At 70.3% G+C, this 16,349-nt stretch carries 9 protein-coding genes and 2 pseudogenes; 8 read left to right on the top strand and 3 right to left on the bottom strand.

Annotation, left to right across the window (positions count from 1 at the left end; all coding sequences use genetic code 11):
* The first annotated feature begins 28 nt into the window (after window positions 1–28).
* From AC5WRT_RS32470 to AC5WRT_RS32460, 3 genes are all read left to right on the top strand, one after another.
* Entirely contained in the window at window positions 29–1,291 is a 1,263-nt protein-coding gene (locus tag AC5WRT_RS32470; RefSeq protein WP_496092382.1) for a sensor histidine kinase, read from the top strand.
* The gene (locus AC5WRT_RS32465; protein ID WP_496092381.1) at window positions 1,276–1,929 is read left to right on the top strand and encodes a LuxR C-terminal-related transcriptional regulator; all 654 of its coding nucleotides are present in this window, start codon (window positions 1,276–1,278) and stop codon (window positions 1,927–1,929) included. The genes AC5WRT_RS32470 and AC5WRT_RS32465 overlap by 16 nt, the downstream gene beginning before the upstream one ends.
* A gap of 136 nt (window positions 1,930–2,065) precedes the next feature.
* Window positions 2,066–3,595 (top strand): DUF1996 domain-containing protein, encoded by a 1,530-nt coding sequence (locus tag AC5WRT_RS32460; protein ID WP_496100863.1) that lies wholly within the window; start codon window positions 2,066–2,068, stop codon window positions 3,593–3,595.
* 107 nt (window positions 3,596–3,702) lie between these two features.
* On the opposite strand, the gene AC5WRT_RS32455 is transcribed toward AC5WRT_RS32460, so the two are convergent.
* Entirely contained in the window at window positions 3,703–4,104 is a 402-nt protein-coding gene (locus AC5WRT_RS32455; protein WP_496092379.1) for a hypothetical protein, read from the bottom strand.
* Between the two features lie 112 nt (window positions 4,105–4,216).
* Between AC5WRT_RS32455 and AC5WRT_RS32450 the strand changes: the two genes are divergently transcribed.
* The 4 genes and pseudogenes from AC5WRT_RS32450 to AC5WRT_RS32435 all read left to right on the top strand — a co-directional run bounded on the left by AC5WRT_RS32450 (window position 4,217) and on the right by AC5WRT_RS32435 (window position 8,211).
* Window positions 4,217–4,726 carry a tetratricopeptide repeat protein gene (locus tag AC5WRT_RS32450; RefSeq protein ID WP_496092378.1) on the top strand — a complete coding sequence of 170 codons (510 nt, stop codon included), beginning with the start codon at window positions 4,217–4,219 and terminating at the stop codon, window positions 4,724–4,726.
* 70 nt (window positions 4,727–4,796) lie between these two features.
* Complete coding sequence (locus AC5WRT_RS32445; protein WP_496092377.1) at window positions 4,797–6,716, top strand: hypothetical protein; 1,920 nt, start codon at window positions 4,797–4,799, stop codon at window positions 6,714–6,716.
* Window positions 6,717–6,764: 48 nt separating this feature from the next.
* Window positions 6,765–7,474 (top strand): annotated as a pseudogene (locus AC5WRT_RS32440) (PDR/VanB family oxidoreductase); the annotation flags it as partial.
* A 47-nt stretch (window positions 7,475–7,521) separates the two neighbouring features.
* Window positions 7,522–8,211, top strand: a complete 690-nt coding sequence (locus AC5WRT_RS32435; protein ID WP_496092376.1) for a TetR/AcrR family transcriptional regulator — start codon at window positions 7,522–7,524, stop codon at window positions 8,209–8,211.
* A 1-nt stretch (window position 8,212) separates the two neighbouring features.
* Here AC5WRT_RS32435 and AC5WRT_RS32430 read toward each other — a convergent pair.
* Together AC5WRT_RS32430 and pulA are read right to left on the bottom strand one after the other, a co-directional pair.
* Window positions 8,213–8,575, bottom strand: a pseudogene (locus AC5WRT_RS32430) (5-carboxymethyl-2-hydroxymuconate Delta-isomerase).
* Between the two features lie 32 nt (window positions 8,576–8,607).
* Window positions 8,608–13,980 carry a pullulanase-type alpha-1,6-glucosidase gene (gene pulA / locus AC5WRT_RS32425; RefSeq protein WP_496100862.1) on the bottom strand — a complete coding sequence of 1,791 codons (5,373 nt, stop codon included), beginning with the start codon at window positions 13,978–13,980 and terminating at the stop codon, window positions 8,608–8,610.
* Window positions 13,981–14,232: 252 nt separating this feature from the next.
* On the opposite strand from pulA, the gene AC5WRT_RS32420 reads away from it, so the two are divergent.
* On the top strand, window positions 14,233–16,254 hold the full coding sequence (locus AC5WRT_RS32420; protein ID WP_496100861.1) for a carbohydrate-binding module family 20 domain-containing protein: 2,022 nt from the start codon (window positions 14,233–14,235) through the stop codon (window positions 16,252–16,254).
* The last annotated feature ends 95 nt before the right edge of the window (window positions 16,255–16,349 follow it).

Below are 16,349 nucleotides of genomic sequence, written 5' to 3'. Positions count from 1 at the left end.
CCGCCCCGGGGTCGGCGAGACTTGCCGCATGAGCAGCGAAGACAAGAGCGGCCGCGTCCGGGATGCCGTGCCGGCCGGGGTGCGCGGGCTGGTACTGGCAGTGATCGTGCTGCCCTTCGGCATCGTGTTCCTGGTACTGGTCCTGCTGACCCTCGCCTTCATCCCGCTCGGCATCGGGCTGGTGACGACTCCGGTCGTGCTGACGGGCGTTCGCGCGCTGGCGGACGTGCGTCGCAGGCTGGCGGCCGAGTGGTGCGGGGTGCGGATACGGGCGGCGTACCGGCCGGTCCCGCGCGGCGCCGCTCCGTGGACCCGCACCTTCACGATGCTGGGCGACCCCCAGACCTGGCGGGACGTGCGCTGGCTGCCGGTGGACATCACGGCCGGGTTCGTCACCGCGCTGCTCCCGGCCGTGCTGCTGTTCTTCCCCGTCGAGGGGCTGATGCTGCCGTTCGGGCTGTGGCGGCCGTACACGCACGGCGGCGGCACCTACTGGTACGCGTTCGTCCCGGTCACCGGAGAGGTCAGCGCCGTCGGCGCGGGCGCCCTGGCCCTCGTCCTCCTCGGCGTCGCCCTGCGCCACACCCCGGCCCTGCTGACCGCGCACTTCCGGCTCACCCGGGCGGTACTCGACCACAGCAGGGGCGAACTCGTGGAGCGCGTGAGGGTGTTGACGGAGACCCGGCGGGACGCCGTGGACACGTCCGCCGCCGAGCTGCGCCGCATCGAGCGGGACCTGCACGACGGGGCGCAGGCCCGGCTGGTCGCCATGGGCATGGACCTCGGCACCATTGAGACGCTGGTGGAGCGGGACCCCGCGCAGGCGAAGCGGCTGCTCGCCCAGGCCCGCCGGAACTCCGCCGAGGCCCTGGAGGAGCTGCGCGACCTGGTCCGCGGCATCCATCCGCCGGTCCTCGCCGAACGCGGGCTCGGCGACGCCGTACGGGCGCTGGCGCTGCGGCTTCCGCTGCCCGCCGAGGTGAGCGTGGAGCTGCCGGGCCGGGCGGACGCGCCGGTGGAGTCGGCGGCCTACTTCGCGGTCAGCGAGGTGCTCACCAACGCCGTCAAGCACTCCGGCGCCGACCGGGTCTGGGTCGACGTGCACCACGCCGACGGCCGGCTGCGGATCACGGTCACCGACAACGGCAGGGGCGGGGCGACGATCGGCTCCGGCTCGGGACTCGCCGGGGTGGAGCGGCGGCTGGGTACATTCGACGGCGTCCTGGCCGTCAGCAGCCCCGTCGGCGGCCCCACTCTGGTGACCATGGAGATTCCGTGCGCGTTGTCCTAGCCGAAGACCTCTTCCTGCTGCGCGACGGGCTCGTCCGGATGCTGGAGGCCTTCGGTTTCGAGATCGCGGCCGCCGTCGAGTCCGGCCCCGAACTCGCCCGCGCGCTGGCCGAGCTGAAGCCGGACGTGGCGGTGGTCGACGTACGGCTGCCGCCCACGCACACCGACGAGGGCCTGCAGTGCGCGCTCGAGGCCCGGCGGGAGCGGCCGGGGCTGCCGGTGCTGGTGCTCTCCCAGCACGTGGAGCAGCTGTACGCGCGCGAGCTGCTCGCGGACGGAACCGGCGGTATCGGGTATCTGCTCAAGGACCGGGTGTTCGACGCCGAGCAGTTCGTCGACGCCGTACGACGGGTGGCGGCGGGCGGTACGGCGATGGACCCGCAGGTGATCCAGCAGCTGCTGTCCCGCCGGGCCGGCGACGACCGGCCGCTCGCGGGGCTGACCCCCCGCGAGCTGGAGGTGCTGGAGCTGATGGCGCAGGGCCGGTCGAACGCGGGCATCGCGGCCCAGCTGGTGGTGACGGAACGGGCCGTCGCCAAGCACACCTCCAACATCTTCGCCAAGCTCGGCCTGGAGGTGTCGGACGACGACAACCGGCGCGTGCTGGCGGTCCTCGCGTATCTGGACCGGGACCGCTGACCTGCCAACTCCCCTGTGTCTCAGAGGAATTTGCGAGACCGGTGAACACCTCTGGGGCGGCGTCCGTATGGAAGGACGCCGCTTCACTCCTGTCGGGCGCCTCGATGCTGCCCCGCAAGGAAGTCAGAGGAGTTCCATGGGACGCAACACACGAAAACGCCGTACGCCGCTGGCCACCAAGGCCATAGCCGCATCGGCGGCCCTAGCGCTCGGTGGGGGCGGGCTGATCTGGGCGAACTTCTACGCCTCGGCGCACGAGTCGAACCACCAGACGTGGGGAGGCAACCAGACGAAGGCCGCGACGGCGCAGGTCGCGACGATCTCCTGCCCGGACGTCCAGCAGAAGCTGACGAACGTGCCCTGGCGGGCCCGTCAGGGCGTGGCGACCGAGCTGGCGAACCTCGACCGGCAGATCACCGAGGCCTACAACCGGCTCGCCTCCACCCGCGACGCGCAGTCCAAGGACCCGAGCTTCGTGCAGAACGCGATCGTCGGGCCCCTGAAGGACAAGCGGGCGGCGACGATCGACCGGATCAGGATCGACATCCGGCGCGTCGGCGGCTCGTTCGACAACTCGCTCTCACAGCTCGCCGCCTGCACCACGCAGTCCGCCGACCAGTCCACCGCTGGGGGGAACAGCGGTGGCCAGCAGCAGGGCGGTCAGCAGCAAGGTGGCCAGCAGCAAGGTGGTCAGCAGCAGGGCGGCGGAGGCCAGCAGCAGGGCAACAACGGCGGCCAGGCCGGTGACGGCCCGTCCGCCGCGGACTTCGTGGACATCACCAAGGTCGCACCGAACGTCCAGGCCAAGCCGAACAAGACCCCCAACGCCTCGACGGGCTCGTTCACCACGCGCTGCGGCGTGAACGCGAACCAGATCCACAACAGCGACAACGTCATCGTCGCGCCCGGTGTGACCAACGGCGCCCACCACGTGCACGACTACGTCGGCAACCAGAAGATCAACGCCTTCTCCAGCAACCAGACGTTCCTGCAGGGCGGGACCAGCTGCCAGAACCGCAACGACCTGTCGGCGTACTACTGGCCGGTCATCCGCGAGCAGGACGGCACCCAGGAGAAGGACGCCAACGCCGACGGCGGCGGCAAGGACCTCAACGTCGGCAAGATCCTGGTGGCGCAGCAGGCGCAGATCAAGTACGTGGGCAGCCCGGCGAGCAAGGTCGTCGCGATGCCGCAGTTCCTGCGCATCATCACCGGTGACGCGAAGGCCTTCACCAACGGCCCGACCAACGCCAACGCGCACTGGAGCTGCACCGGCTTCGAGAACAAGGTGCAGCTGACGGACAAGTACCCGATCTGCCCGTCGGGCAGCAAGGTGGTGCGCACGTTCGCCTACCAGAGCTGCTGGGACGGCCAGAACATCGACAGCGCCAACCACCGTACGCACGTGGCCTTCGCCGACCCCGCGAGCGGTGTCTGCCCGAACGGCTTCAAGGCGATCCCGCAGCTGACGATGCGGCTGGTGTACAACGTGCCGCAGCCGGTGATCCAGGCGGACGGCACGGTGAAGAACGCCTACGCGGTCGACGGCTTCCCGGAGCAGCTGCACAAGCCGATCACCGACCACGACGACTTCATCAGTGTCACGACCGGCGGCCTTGCCAACCGGATCGCCAACTGCATCAACCGCGGTCAGAACTGCGCATGACCCGCTGACCGGGGCCGAGAGCCCCGGACCGAGAACAAGGCCGGTGACGGACCCCCTCCCGTCACCGGCCTTCCTCGTCCCCGGCGTAGTGCCTCCGCTGTGGCGCCTCAGCCGTGGTGCCCGGAATGGGCGGAGTGGTCGGTGCCGATCTCCACGTCCCCGCCGAGGGTGCCGCGCAGCGCCTTGACCACGCCGTCGTCGCCGACGGCGACCCACTTGCGGCCGACCAGGTAGTAACCGCCGTAGTCCTTCGCATCGTTGATCCACTCACGCTGGCCGCGGTCGGTGGCGAAGGTGGCGAGGACGAACTTCCCGTCGGCGTTCGTGCAGATGGCCTGGCGGACCGTGTCGGCGTCGGTCTGCATGTTCGGCTTGCACTTCACCTCGGCGGCCAGGCTCTCCAGGCTGCCGGTCGCGGTGGGCGGGACCGTCCTGGTCCCACCGCCCGCACCGCAGCCCGCGAGCGCCAGTACGGCCACGGCGGCCGGCAGCAGTCGTGTCACCCTCATCCGTTCCTCCGGTCCTTGGGCCAGGCGTGCCTCAGCGCCTTCGGATACGGCTGCGGGCCGCCGTGCGCTCAAATCCGGTGACGCAGTGGCACGAGTGTGCGAAGGTGACCCGGTGAACAAGGACTGGGAAGACCGCGTGGCCGCCGCCTGGGCCACCCTCGACGACTGCCCGGAAGAGCGGGCGCACGAGTTCCGCGCGGTGATCGACGCGCTGGCCGCCGAGCTGCCGGACGGCAGCCCGCTGGGCCTCTTCGAGCAGGCCAGCGCCTGGGACTCCACCGGCCACTCGGACAGGGCGGTGCCGCTGTACCGGGAGGCGCTGGCGCGCGGGCTGAGCGAGGCGAGCCCGTACAAGGGCCGCCGGGCCAAGATCCAGCTGTCGAGTTCGCTCCGGAACATCGGTGAGGCGCAGGAGGGCGTCAAGCTGCTCACTCCCGAACTGGACGCGCACTCGGACGAGTTGGACGACGCGGTACGGGCCACGCTCGCCCTGTGCCTGTCCAGTCTCGGCCGCGACCGCGAGGGCCTGTCCCTCGTCCTCGGCGCCCTCGCCCCCCATCTGCCGCGCTACCAGCGGTCGATGGCCAACTACGCCCGCGCGCTCGTCGATCCGGAGCACTGACGACGGCCGCCGCCGAGCCGGGTCACTCGTCCGGCGGTGACCAACGGCCGGTTCTCTCGTTCTCCATGACGTGCAGTCACAGGATGTGGCCCAGCGTCACGCACCCGTCTCCGAAGCCTCCGGTCCGTTCGACGTCGAGCAGGCCGAGGCCGCGCTCGTCGAGCACTATCCACGGCTGGTCCGGATCGCCTATCTGGTGCTGCCGCCGGGCCTCGGCCGCGGCCGCCGGGTCCTGACCGCACACGCGCTCGCCCAGCGCGCCCTGCCCAAAGGCCGCAGGCGGCAGCCCGCGATCCCGGCCCAGCCCTCGGGCCGTCACGGCGGCGACCCCGGGTACGCCTTCCTGCGCGAGCGCGTGCTGCGTACGGCCCTGGAGGCGTCGCGGTCCCGCAAGGGCCTGCCCCGGCCGGTCCAGCTGCCGCCGCTGCTGCCCCAGGTGTGGGGCCTGAGGCTCTTCCCACGCTCGGGTGGCAGCGAGGAACTCGCCCTGGACCAGCGACTGTCCGATCTGTCCGGCCCGGCCCGCGCCGCCTATGTGCTGCGCGGCCTGGAGAAGCTGTCCGACGCCGAGATCCGGCGGCTGCTCAAGGCCGCCGGGGTGGACGACCCGGGCGCCGCGCTGACCTCGGCGAACGACGTGCCCATGCGGCCCGCGCTGCTCTCCTCCCCCGAGTTCGACGCCTGTCTGCTCCAGGCCCGGCCCACCGAGCTGATGCGCCGCCGCCTGCACACCAAGGCCGCCCTCGCCGCCGCTGCCGCGCTCGTGGTGTGCGGGGCGCTGGTCGCCCTGCCCTCCGGCGGCTGGGGCCCGGACGGCGCCGCCGCGCCCGCCTACGCCGAGAACCCGTCCGCGGAGGCCGCCCTCGACCCGGCCCGGCTGGTCCGGGTCTCCCCCGCCGACTGGGAGTCGGCCGCGCGCGACGACTTCTCGGTGTGGCCCGCGCGCGGCCCGCTGACCGGCGACACGGCCCTGCTGCGCCGCGCCCTCGCGGTGTGGGCCCGCCCCGGCGAGACGGTCCACGTCTCCGCGACCCCCGGCACCCAGACCGGCGGCCCGGCCGGTCCGCCCCAACTGCTGTACGCGGGCCGGGTCGACAACGCCCGCGTGGTGATCTTCTACGACGGTCTGCGCGTCGCCCGGTACGCCGAACCGGTCGACGGCACCCAGGGCGCGGCCCTCGACTTCGCCCGGGTCGACGGCGCGACCGGCGCCGAGGCGAGCGCGCTGGTACTGGACCGCTCCGACGGCAACGTCCGGTATCTGACCGCGCCCTGGGTGAGGAAGGCGGCCTCGCGGGACCTGACGAAGCCGGCCGCGGCCGCGACCCCGCTGAGGATCACCGACGGCATCACCGCACCGCTGGCCAGCCCCGCGCTGCGGCCCGGCGGCTGTACCTCCTGGACGGTGCTCCAGCTCACCGACACCTCCGGCACCCGGCTCACCACGGACCTCGGCGAGTTGGTCCCGGCCCATCTGACCGCCGGGCGGCCCGGCGCGGCGGGAGAGGCGTCCGGCGCGGACGGGCTCAGAACCTGGGCGCCGTTCGCCTGCTCGCTCCAGGCCGAGCGCTCCGCCGGGGTGCGCGACGTCAACGCCTGGACCTTCGCCGAGCAACCACTGCCCGACGGCAGCGGGGCGGCCGGCTGGGTGTGCACCAGGGCGGAGACCTGGCGTGGCGGCGGCACCGGCGCGCTGGCCCAGTTCCGTACGCCGGGCGGGCCGGTCGGCGCGGTGGTCGCCAAGGGCACGGACGCGCGGTCCTGCGGTCCGCGTGACCCGCATGTGCTCGCCGGGGTGCTGTGGAAGTCCGCGGCGGGGCACTGGTACCTGCTGGCGGCGGGCGACAAGGACACGGCGGCCATCCGGGCCGGGGGAGGAGTCACGGCGGCCGGGCAGGGACAGTTCCTGGTGGCCAGGGCCGAACAGGGGGCCCGGGCCACGCTGACGGGCACGCTGACGAGCGGAGCCGAGATCAGCGGACTGCGCTAGGAGACCTTACTGACAGTCGCGTAAACAAGAGCCGTCACAGGGGTTCTCAGGGGCGGCTCGCGCGAGGTGCACGAGCAGATCACGGAGGGCACGGAGCTGGAGGTACGGGGCCCACGGAACCGTTTTCCACTGGTCGAGGCGGAGTCGTACGTCTTCGTCGCGGGCGGGATCGGGATCACCCCGCTGCTGCCGATGCTGCGGGCGCTGCCGGAGCACGCCGAGTGGCGGCTGCTGTACGCGGGGCGCGACCGGGCCTCCATGCCGTTCCTCGAGGAGGTCGAGAAGCTGGGCCGGATGGGGGTCGCCCCGGGCGGACGAAACCGAGCCCGGAGGAGGTGACCGTCGTGGAGGGCCGGCCCGACCTCGGCACGCTGGAGGTCGCCGAGAACGCCGTCGTGTACTGCTGCGGTCCCGAGGGGCTCATGGCGGCGGTCGCGGAACGCTTCCCGGACGTCCGCCTCGAACGGTTCGCGCCACGCGCGCCGTCCGGCGGCGACACGGAGTTCGAGGTCGAACTCCGGCGCAGCGGGGGGACGCTGACCGTGCCGGCCGACTCCTCCGTGCTGGCCGCCGTACGCCGGGAACTGCCGGGGGTGGCCTACTCCTGCGAGCAGGGCTTCTGCGGCACCTGCCAACAGCGCGTGCTGGAAGGGGAGATCGACCATCGGGACGAGCTGCTGACGGACGAGGAACGGGACGACTCGATGCTGATCTGTGTCTCGCGTTCCCGCGGTGATCGTTTGATGCTCGATATGTGAGCACCTGCGCCCGATCGGATCGGTCATCCGATCGGTAAGGTGTGCGCATGAGTACCGGGGTTCGCCGCAGGATGGGCGTCGAGGAGCGGCGGCAGCAGCTGATCGGCGTCGCCCTCGAACTGTTCAGCCAGCGCTCGCCCGACGAGGTCTCCATCGACGAGATAGCCTCGGCGGCGGGCATCTCGCGCCCACTGGTCTACCACTACTTCCCCGGCAAACTCAGCCTGTACGAGGCCGCGTTGAAGCGGGCCGCGGAGGATCTCGCCGACCGCTTCGACGAGCCGCGCGAGGGCCCGCTCGGCGCGCGACTGCTGCGGGTGATGGGCCGCTTCTTCGACTTCGTGGACGAGCACGGCCCCGGCTTCTCGGCGCTGATGCGCGGCGGCCCGGCGGTCGGTTCGTCGGCCACCAACGCGCTCATCGACTCCGTACGGCAGGCCGCCTACGTACAGATCCTCTCGCACCTCGGTGTCACGGAGGCGCCCGCGCGGCTGGAGCTGGTCGTCCGCTCCTGGATCTCCCTCGCCGAGTCCACGGCGCTGATCTGGCTGGACGGCCGGCGCGTCCCGCGCGCCGAGCTGGAGGTCCAGCTGGTGCACGACTTCGCCGCGCTCGCCGCGGTCAGCGCCGCGTACGACGAGGACATGGCGGCCCTGCTGAAGAAGATGGCCGAGGACGAACCGGCCGACGGCCCCTTCGCGGAGCTCGTCGGCCGGCTGCTGTCCCTCGCGCCCTGAGCTACCGGTCGACCTTCCGGTAGGACGCGTCGAGCTCACGGACCTCGGCGGAGGGCGTGCAGGGCGACGCCCGTGTCCGTCACGTGCTCGCGGAGCAGTTCCAGGACGGTCTCCGTCAGCCTCGCCTTCGTCTCGTCGGCACGTCCGGCGAGGAGCCCGATCGTCACGTGCGCGACGGCGTGCCGCGCGCCTCGGGATCCTCGTATCCGAACACCGTGTACGCGCTCGGCCGGAACTGTGTCTTGCACGCCTCCGGCCTCGCCGCCGCGATCTCCACAGCGGCCTCGTGCAGTGCCCGGGCGAAGCCCTCGCGGTCGAGGGCTTCCTCCAGGATGTCCGAGTAGTCGATGGTGATCTGCGGCATGGGCACTCCTGGTCCACGGCGTCGGCCCGACCCTACTTCCCCGCCCGTGTGAACACCGCCACGGTCCGCGCCGGGACGCTGAACGTGCCTGTGCCGGCCGTGCAGGAGGAGGTCTTCACCACCGGGTCGGCGCCGCTCGCCTGCACCGGGTGCAGCCGGTACGCGGTGCCGGCCAGGCTGTCGATCGTCTGCTCCTGCCGCTCGGGCGTGGCGTTGAAGACGACGACCAGGTCACCCAGCTTCATGGTGATGACTCCCGGGGTCTCGTCCTTCCCCGACAGCGGGAAGGACAGCGCGTCCTGCACCTGCGCGGCCGTGCCGAGCGAGAACGCCTTCTCGGTCGTACGGATCCTCAGCAGGTCCTGGTAGGCCGCGGAGGCGCCGGTGATCTGCGGGCAGCCCACCTTCACGCTCGTGAGCAGGGGCCGGGCGAAGTCCCACTTGGACTGGTTGTCGGCCGCCATGGGCAGCCCGCGCCCGAAACCGTTGCCGTCGGCACAGTTCCAGTGGATGGCGTTGAACCAGTCGCCGCTGTCGTAGGAGTTGCGGTCCAGCGACTTCGAGCGGAGCAGGTCGGTGCCCGCCTGGGACAGGGCCGGCCCCTGCGACAGGGCGGCCGTGGCCATGGCCAGGACCTGCATGCGGGCCCGGTCGGACGCGGAGGTGTCCTTGGGCAGCTTGTAGGTCAGGGCGTCGAAGAGGGACTCGTTGTCGTGTGCGTCCACGTAGGCGAGGGCGTCGCCGGGGGCTGCCGCGTAACCGGCGGGCGAACCGTTGTAGTCGATCTCCGCTCCGGTGACCTCCTTGCCGTCGGTGTCCGTGAAGTGGTACTTGGCGAGGTTTCCGGTCAACCCGACCTTGATCAGGTCCTGGTAGTGCAGCAGGCGGGCCTTCTGCTCCTCCTTCGAGCCGTTGGCGCTGGAGCCGTTCGGGTCGGTGTAGAGCCCGGACGCGAAGCCCTGGACGCCGGGGTCGGAGTCGAAGGGGCTGCCGCCGCGCACGGCGTCACGGGCGCGGTCGGAGAAGGTGGCGATGCCGGTGCCGGCCATGTTGGCCTGGGTGGCCTGGACGAACCGGGCGTCGTTGGCGACCTCGCCGAAGTTCCAGCCCTCGCCGTACAGGATGATCTTCTTGCCGTCGACGCCGTCCTTCTTCAGGGTCAGCGCGTCGAGTGCCTTGCGGACCGCGAGGATGTTGGCCTTCGGGTGGTGGCCCATGAGGTCGAAGCGGAAACCGTCGACCTTGTACTCCTTGGCCCAGGTGACGATCGAGTCCACGACCAGCTTGCCCATCATCGCGTTCTCCGGCGCGGTGTTGGAGCAGCAGGTGCTGTTGGCCACGCTTCCGTCGGCGAGCAGCCGCTGGTAGTAGCCGGGCACGATCTTGTCCAGCACGCTGGTGTCCGCCTGGCCGCTGGCCGCCGTGTGGTTGTAGACGACGTCCATGACGACCCTGAGGCCGTCCTGGTTGAGCGCCTGCACCATCTTGCGGAACTGGACGGTGCGGGCCGTGCCGTCCGGGTCGGTGGCGTAGGAGCCCTCGGGGACCGTGAAGTGGTACGGGTCGTAGCCCCAGTTGTAGGCGTCCTTCGCGGCGGTCTTCGCCACGCACGCCTGCTGCTGGTCGGAGTCGGCCGGGTAGGAGGCCAGGTCGCAGCCGGGGGTTGCCTGGTCGGCCTTCTTCTCGGGGACGGTGGCGAAGTCGAAGGCGGGCAGCAGGTGGACGTACGACGTGCCGGACTTCGCCAGCGCCCGCAGGTGCTTGGAGCCGTCGCTGTTCTTGTCGGTGAAGGCCAGGTAGGTGCCCTGCTCCTGGGCCGGGACGGTCTCGTCGGCGACCGAGAAGTCCCGGATGTGCAGCTCCTGGATCTGGGCGTCCCGCAGCGGTACGGCCTTGGGCTTGCGCAGGGACGACCAGCCGCTCGACGCGAGCGCCCTGTCGTTCAGGTCGACGACCAGGCTGCGCTCGGAGTTCGCGGTCAGGGCGACCGAGTAGGGGTCGGTGACCTTGTTGACGACCATCTTGCGGACGCTGGGCGCCCACACCTTCACGACGTACCGGTAGGGCTTGCCCTTCCAGGACGCCGGTCCGGTGACGGACCACACGCCGGTGGTGTCGTCGCGGTGCATGGCCCTCAGGGAGCCGTCCAGCTCCAGGGAGACGCTCTGCGCGGTCGGAGCCCAGACGGAGAGGGTGGGCTTTCCGTCGTGGAAGACCGGGCCGAGCCGCGCCTTGGTCGCGGCCGGATACAGGTCGTCCAGCACGCCCGCGATCTGCACGCCGGTCGCGGCAAGGACGGCACCGTTGGCGGCACGCTGGGAGGCGACCAGCTGACCCCCCAGCGCCGCACGCACGCGGCCGCGGTCACGCGGGTCGACGGACCAGGCGGTGTAGTCCTTCAGGTAGGGGAACCTCGCCTTCTGGGCGTCGGTCAGCGTGGTCTTCTCCAGTCGGATCCAGCGCTCGTCGTCGCTGGTCAGCGTGGAGTCCTTGACGGCGATCGAGCCGTCGAGGGAGTAGAGCAGCTGGGTGGAGGCGGCACCGTCGGCACCGTTCCAGGCGACGGTGTCCCGGTCGATCCAGACCGCCTTGGAGGTCGTCAGGTCGAGCGCGGCGGCGCTGCCCGCCGGCTGCGGCAGCAGGTACTTCTCCTGGCCGTTCAACAGCCACACCTCGTAGCCGTTGGCCTTGAGGTCAAGGGACTGGTCGGCGGGCAGGTCCTTCTCGTCCCCCTTGTGGATGATGTAGCTGAGGCTGGTGGCACCCTCGGCGAGCGGCACCTCGAAGACAGCGCCATAGGCATCAGTCTTCACCGGCTTCAGCGGGTTCGACCAGTCGGTGGGGTTCGCCGCACCGGTCCAGACGTGCAGGCCCCAGCCGTCGTAGTTCCCGTCGGCGCGGTGGTAGTGGATGACCGCCCTGGTCTTGTCCTGCGCCGGGTAGTCGGGCCTCTGGGTCAGTACGTCCGTCTTCCCCTGCTCGACCCAGACCTCACCCGTCCTGGTGACGTCGATGCTCCGGTCGGCCGAGACGTCCTTGTTCCCGTTCTTGTCGATGACCAGGAAACCGACGTTCGAGGCACCGGGCTTGAGCTTGACGTAGGCGAAGGCGCCCCAGGCGTCCCGGCCGACGAAGGGGTGGCTGGCCGGCCAGTTCGTGGCCTCGCCGTCGGCGATGTCGCCCCAGGCGTACAGGCCCCAGTTGTCGTAGTCGCCGTCGGTGCGCTTGTAGTGGACGATCGCGTAGTCGCGGGAGGAGGCCGTGGGGACCTCGGGTGCGGGTGGGGTGCCGGAGGTGCTGCTCGCCAGGGCGCTCGCGGTGTGCCCCGCGGAGTCGATCACGACGGCCTTGTAGCGCAGCGCGGTGCCGGCGGGCACGTGCTTGCCGAGGGTCTGGGTGACCTTGTACGGGGCGTGGTCTGCGGAGCCGAGCACCTGCCACTTGGCGTTGCCGACCTGGGCGGCGAAGACCACCCGGTTCAGCTGACCGCCGTCGACGCCGGCGGTGACGTCCACCGTGCCGGTGGCTCCGGCGGCGGGGGCGGTGAGGGTGATCGTGGGCCGCGAGGCGGGCTTGGCGAGCGCGCCGGCGGCCTTGTAGACGACGGCGGACTCGGCCGGGACGGTGACGTCGACCTTGCGGTCACCGTCGGACTTCACCGTGCCGGTGGCACCGTAGATGCCCTGGTACGACATTCCCGCCGAACCGGTCGCGAAGGTCGCCGTCCTGGCCTCGTCCGCGTTGTTCAGGGCGACGACGTACTCCTGGCCGGTCTTCGCGTCCGTACGGGTGAAGGCGTAGATCCCGGCGCCGTCGGCCGCGTACCGCTCGGTCTGGACGCCGTCGGTGAGGGCCGGGTTGGCCCTGCGCAGCCCCGCGAGCGCGGCGATCCGGCGGTAGAGCGGGGCGCTCGTGTCGTAGGAGTCGCTGGCATGGGTGCGGGTGGTGCCGATCTCGTCGTCCTTGAGATAGTCGGGCACCTTGGAGGCGAACATGGTCTGACGGGCGTCCTTGTCGCCGCCGGCACCGGTGAAGCCCTGCTCGTCGCCGTAGTAGACGACCGGGTTGCCGCGGCTGAGGAACATCAGCTCGTTGGCGAGTTCGTCCTTCTTCAGGATCTCGGCGTCGGTGGCCTTCGGGTTGTCCTGCTCGAGGAAGTACCCGATGCGGCCCATGTCGTGGTTGCCGAGGAAGGTGACCTGCTCGTACGCGTTCGCCTTGTCGGTTGTGTACTTGTAGTCGTCACCGAAGACGCTCGCCAGCTTCTGCGCGCTGCCACCCTGGGAGGCGTAGGTGCGGGCCGCGTCCTGGAAGGGGAAGTCGAGGGTGGCGTCGAGGCGGCCCTGGGTGACGTACGGGGATGTGACGCCGGTGTCCGCGGAGTAGGTCTCGCCGAACATGAAGAAGTTCTTCCGGCCGTGCGCCGCCGCGTACTTGTCCAGCGCGGTCGCCCACTGCGTCCAGAACTCCATGTTCACGTTCTTGACGGTGTCGATCCGGAAGCCGTCGATGGCGAAGTCCTTCACCCACCGCTCGTAGATCTTCTCCATGCCGTGCACGACCTCGGGGCGCTCGGTCCACAGGTCGTCCAGGCCGGAGAAGTCGCCGTAGGTCGCGGACTCGCCGGCGAAGGTCGAGTCGCCCCGGTTGTGGTACATCGTCGGGTCGTTGAGCCAGGCCGGGACCTTGGACTGGCCGGTGACCTCGGGGGTGTACGGGAAGGAGGCGCTGGAGACCGCCGGGAACTTCCTGCCGCCGTCCGCGTAGTCGGCGTCATCGAAGGGCCGGCCGTCCTCGGTCAGGTAGGGGTAGGCGCCCTTGGACCGGTAGTCGTATGACTTCTCCTGGTAGTCCACGACGTCGGCGGTGTGGTTGGTGATGACGTCGAAGAAGACCTTCATGCCCTTGGCGTGCGCCTTGGAGATGAGGTTCTTCAGGTCCTGGTTGGTGCCGAAGTGCGGGTCGACCTGGGTGAAGTCGGTGATCCAGTAGCCGTGGTAGCCGGCGGAGGCGTTCGCGCCGGTGCCCTGCACGGGCCGGTTCTTGAAGATCGGTGCCATCCAGATGGCGGTGGTGCCGAGGCCCTTGATGTAGTCGAGCTTCTTCGTCAGGCCCTTGAGGTCACCGCCCTGGTAGAACCCCTTGTCGGTGGGGTCGTAGCCGGTGTTGAGCCGGGAGCCGGTCAGTCCGCCCTTGTCGTTGGACGTGTCGCCGTTGGCGAAACGGTCCGGCATGACGAAGTAGAACTGCTCGTGGGTGTCGTCGTGCCGGGCCGGCTGGGCGGCGAGGGAGGCGTCCGAGGGGGGCGCGGGCGGACTGGCGGCGTGGGCCGCCAGTGGCTGGATCAGTGCGGCGGCGAGGGCTGCGGCGGTGACGGCCGCGGCCCGTTTCGCTCTCGGTATCACAGGCGGTAACTCCTAGCGCATGCGGCTCTCTTGGGACCGACCCCGCGCGACCGTATCGCCGTCGAAAGCCTTACTGCAAGAGTCTTGAAACTCATGGCAAGAAGTTTCAGAGTCACCATTGACGTGCCCTTCTCAACTGGCACAGGCTCACCGGTTGTTGAACCCCCACACTTTTCTTCGGAGCCGCACATGACCGGAAACCGACACCGCCCCCCTGGCCCGCCGGGGCCCGTCCGCCGCACGGCCGGAGCCGTGGCCGCCGGCGCACTGGCCCTCGCCGGTGTGCTCGCCCTTCCGGCGTCACCCGCGCAGGCGGCCACCACCGCCAAGGGCGACGTGATCGCCAACCTCTGGGAGTGGAACTGGGACTCGATCGCCTCGGAGTGCACCAACGTGCTGGGCCCGGCGGGTTACGGCGCGGTCCAGGTGGCACCGCCCGAGGAGTCCCTCAAGCAGTCCTCGTACTACTGGTGGGACGTCTACCAGCCGTACTCGTACAGCCTGAACAGCCGCTTCGGCAGCCAGGCGAAGTTCGGTGCCATGATCAGCGCCTGCCACAAGGCGGGGGTGAAGGTCTACACGGACGCGGTGATCAACCACACCGCGGCGCAGACCGGCACCGGCTACAACGGGTCGACCGTCACCGACAAGTACACCACCCCGAACTGGACCCGCACCGACTACCACGACTCCGGCCAGTGCCCGACCTCGGACCTGACCATCCAGGACTACTCCAACCTGACCCAGGTCCAGAACTGCGAACTGCTGGGCATGCCCGACCTGAAGACCGAGTCGGACACCGTCCGCGCGGGGATCGCGGACTACCTCAACTCCCAGTTGGCGCTGGGGGTGGACGGCTTCCGGATCGACGCGGCCAAGCACATCCCGGCGACCGACCTGGCGGCGATCGAGGGCAAACTGGCCCACACCGCCTCGGGGACGGCGCCGTACGTCTTCCAGGAGGTCTACCCGGGTGCGACACCGCAGCCGAGCGACTACTACGGCACGGGTGACGTCCTGGACTTCACCTACGCGAGCAAGCTGAAGTCGGCGTTCCAGGGCAATGTGAGCGACCTGGCGTCACTGTCCTCGTCCGGCATCCTGCCCGCCGCGAACTCGGTGTCGTTCGTGACCAACCACGACACCGAGCGCAGCGGCATGGACATGTCGTACAAGGACGGCGACACCTACAAGCTCGCCAACCTCTTCCAGCTCGCCTACAAGTGGTCGACGCCCACGGTGTACGCCAGCTGGGAGTGGACCCAGAGCGACCAGGCCCCGCCGAACTCCTCCGGATTCGTGACGAACACGGACTGCGCCGGCGGCGCCTGGTACTGCCTGGACCGGGACACCGCCGTGGTCGGCATGGTGGCCTGGCACAACGCGACCGACACGGCCGCGGTGTCCGACTGGCAGACCAAGTCGTCGTCCGTGATCGGATTCGGCCGCAGCGGCAAGGGCTTCTTCGCACTGAACAACGGGACGTCGGCGGCGACCTACACGTTCGCGACGGGTATGGCCGACGGCACGTACAGCAACGTCGTCGACGGCGGCAGGACGACGGTGACCGTCTCCGGCGGCAACGCGTCCCTCACCGTTCCGGCGAAGAGCGCAATCGCCTTCTACAACGCGTCCTACACCTGCACGGCGGGCTGCGGGGACGCGGGCGGCAGCTCCGGTGACACGGTCAGTGCCACCTTCGACGAGTACGCCTCCACGACGCCCGGCACCGACGTGTACGTGAGCGGCTCGATCCCCGCCCTGGGCGGCTGGGACACCTCGAAGGCGATCGAACTGTCCTCGGCCGGCTACCCGGTCTGGTCCGGTGAGGTGAGCGTCCCGGTCAACACGTCCTTCACCTACAAGTACGTGAAGAAGGACGCCTCGGGCAACGTCACCTGGGAGTCGAACGCCAACAGGTCGGCGGCCACCACCACTTCGGCCCTCTCCCTGAACAACTCCTGGAACGTGGCGGACGCGGACGCCACCGACGTCACCTTCAACGAGAACGCCACGACCGACTGGGGCACCAACGTCTACGTCGTGGGCTCCGTCCCGTCCCTCGGCTCCTGGAACACCAGCGACGCGATCCCGCTGTCGTCGGCCGCGTACCCGACGTGGAGCAAGCTGGTGATCGTCCCGAAGAACACGACCTTCACCTACAAGTACCTCAAGAAGGACGGCTCCGGGAACGTGACCTGGGAGTCCGGCACGAACCGCTCGTACACGACGGGCAGTTCGTCCGGATACACCACCGGCGACACCTGGCAGTAGCAGCCCCCAGAGCCGCAGGGGCCCCGGCCCCTGCGGCTCTTTCCCCTGCCCGGCTTCCGTGCCCGCAACAAAAGCCGAGGGCCCGCCGCACCGGT

The organism is Streptomyces sp. NTD91 (genome assembly GCF_059510455.1).
The sequence above is the reverse complement of the archived record's forward strand: the minus strand, read 5'-3'. Positions and strand labels throughout refer to the sequence as shown.

Coding starts and splice junctions, on each gene's coding strand:
- AC5WRT_RS32435 (WP_496092376.1), top strand. CDS start 7,522: ATGAGTACCGGGGTTCGCCGCAGGATGGGCGTCGAGGAGCGGCGGCAG.
- AC5WRT_RS32455 (WP_496092379.1), bottom strand. CDS start 4,104: ATGAGGGTGACACGACTGCTGCCGGCCGCCGTGGCCGTACTGGCGCTC.
- AC5WRT_RS32460 (WP_496100863.1), top strand. CDS start 2,066: ATGGGACGCAACACACGAAAACGCCGTACGCCGCTGGCCACCAAGGCC.
- AC5WRT_RS32470 (WP_496092382.1), top strand. CDS start 29: ATGAGCAGCGAAGACAAGAGCGGCCGCGTCCGGGATGCCGTGCCGGCC.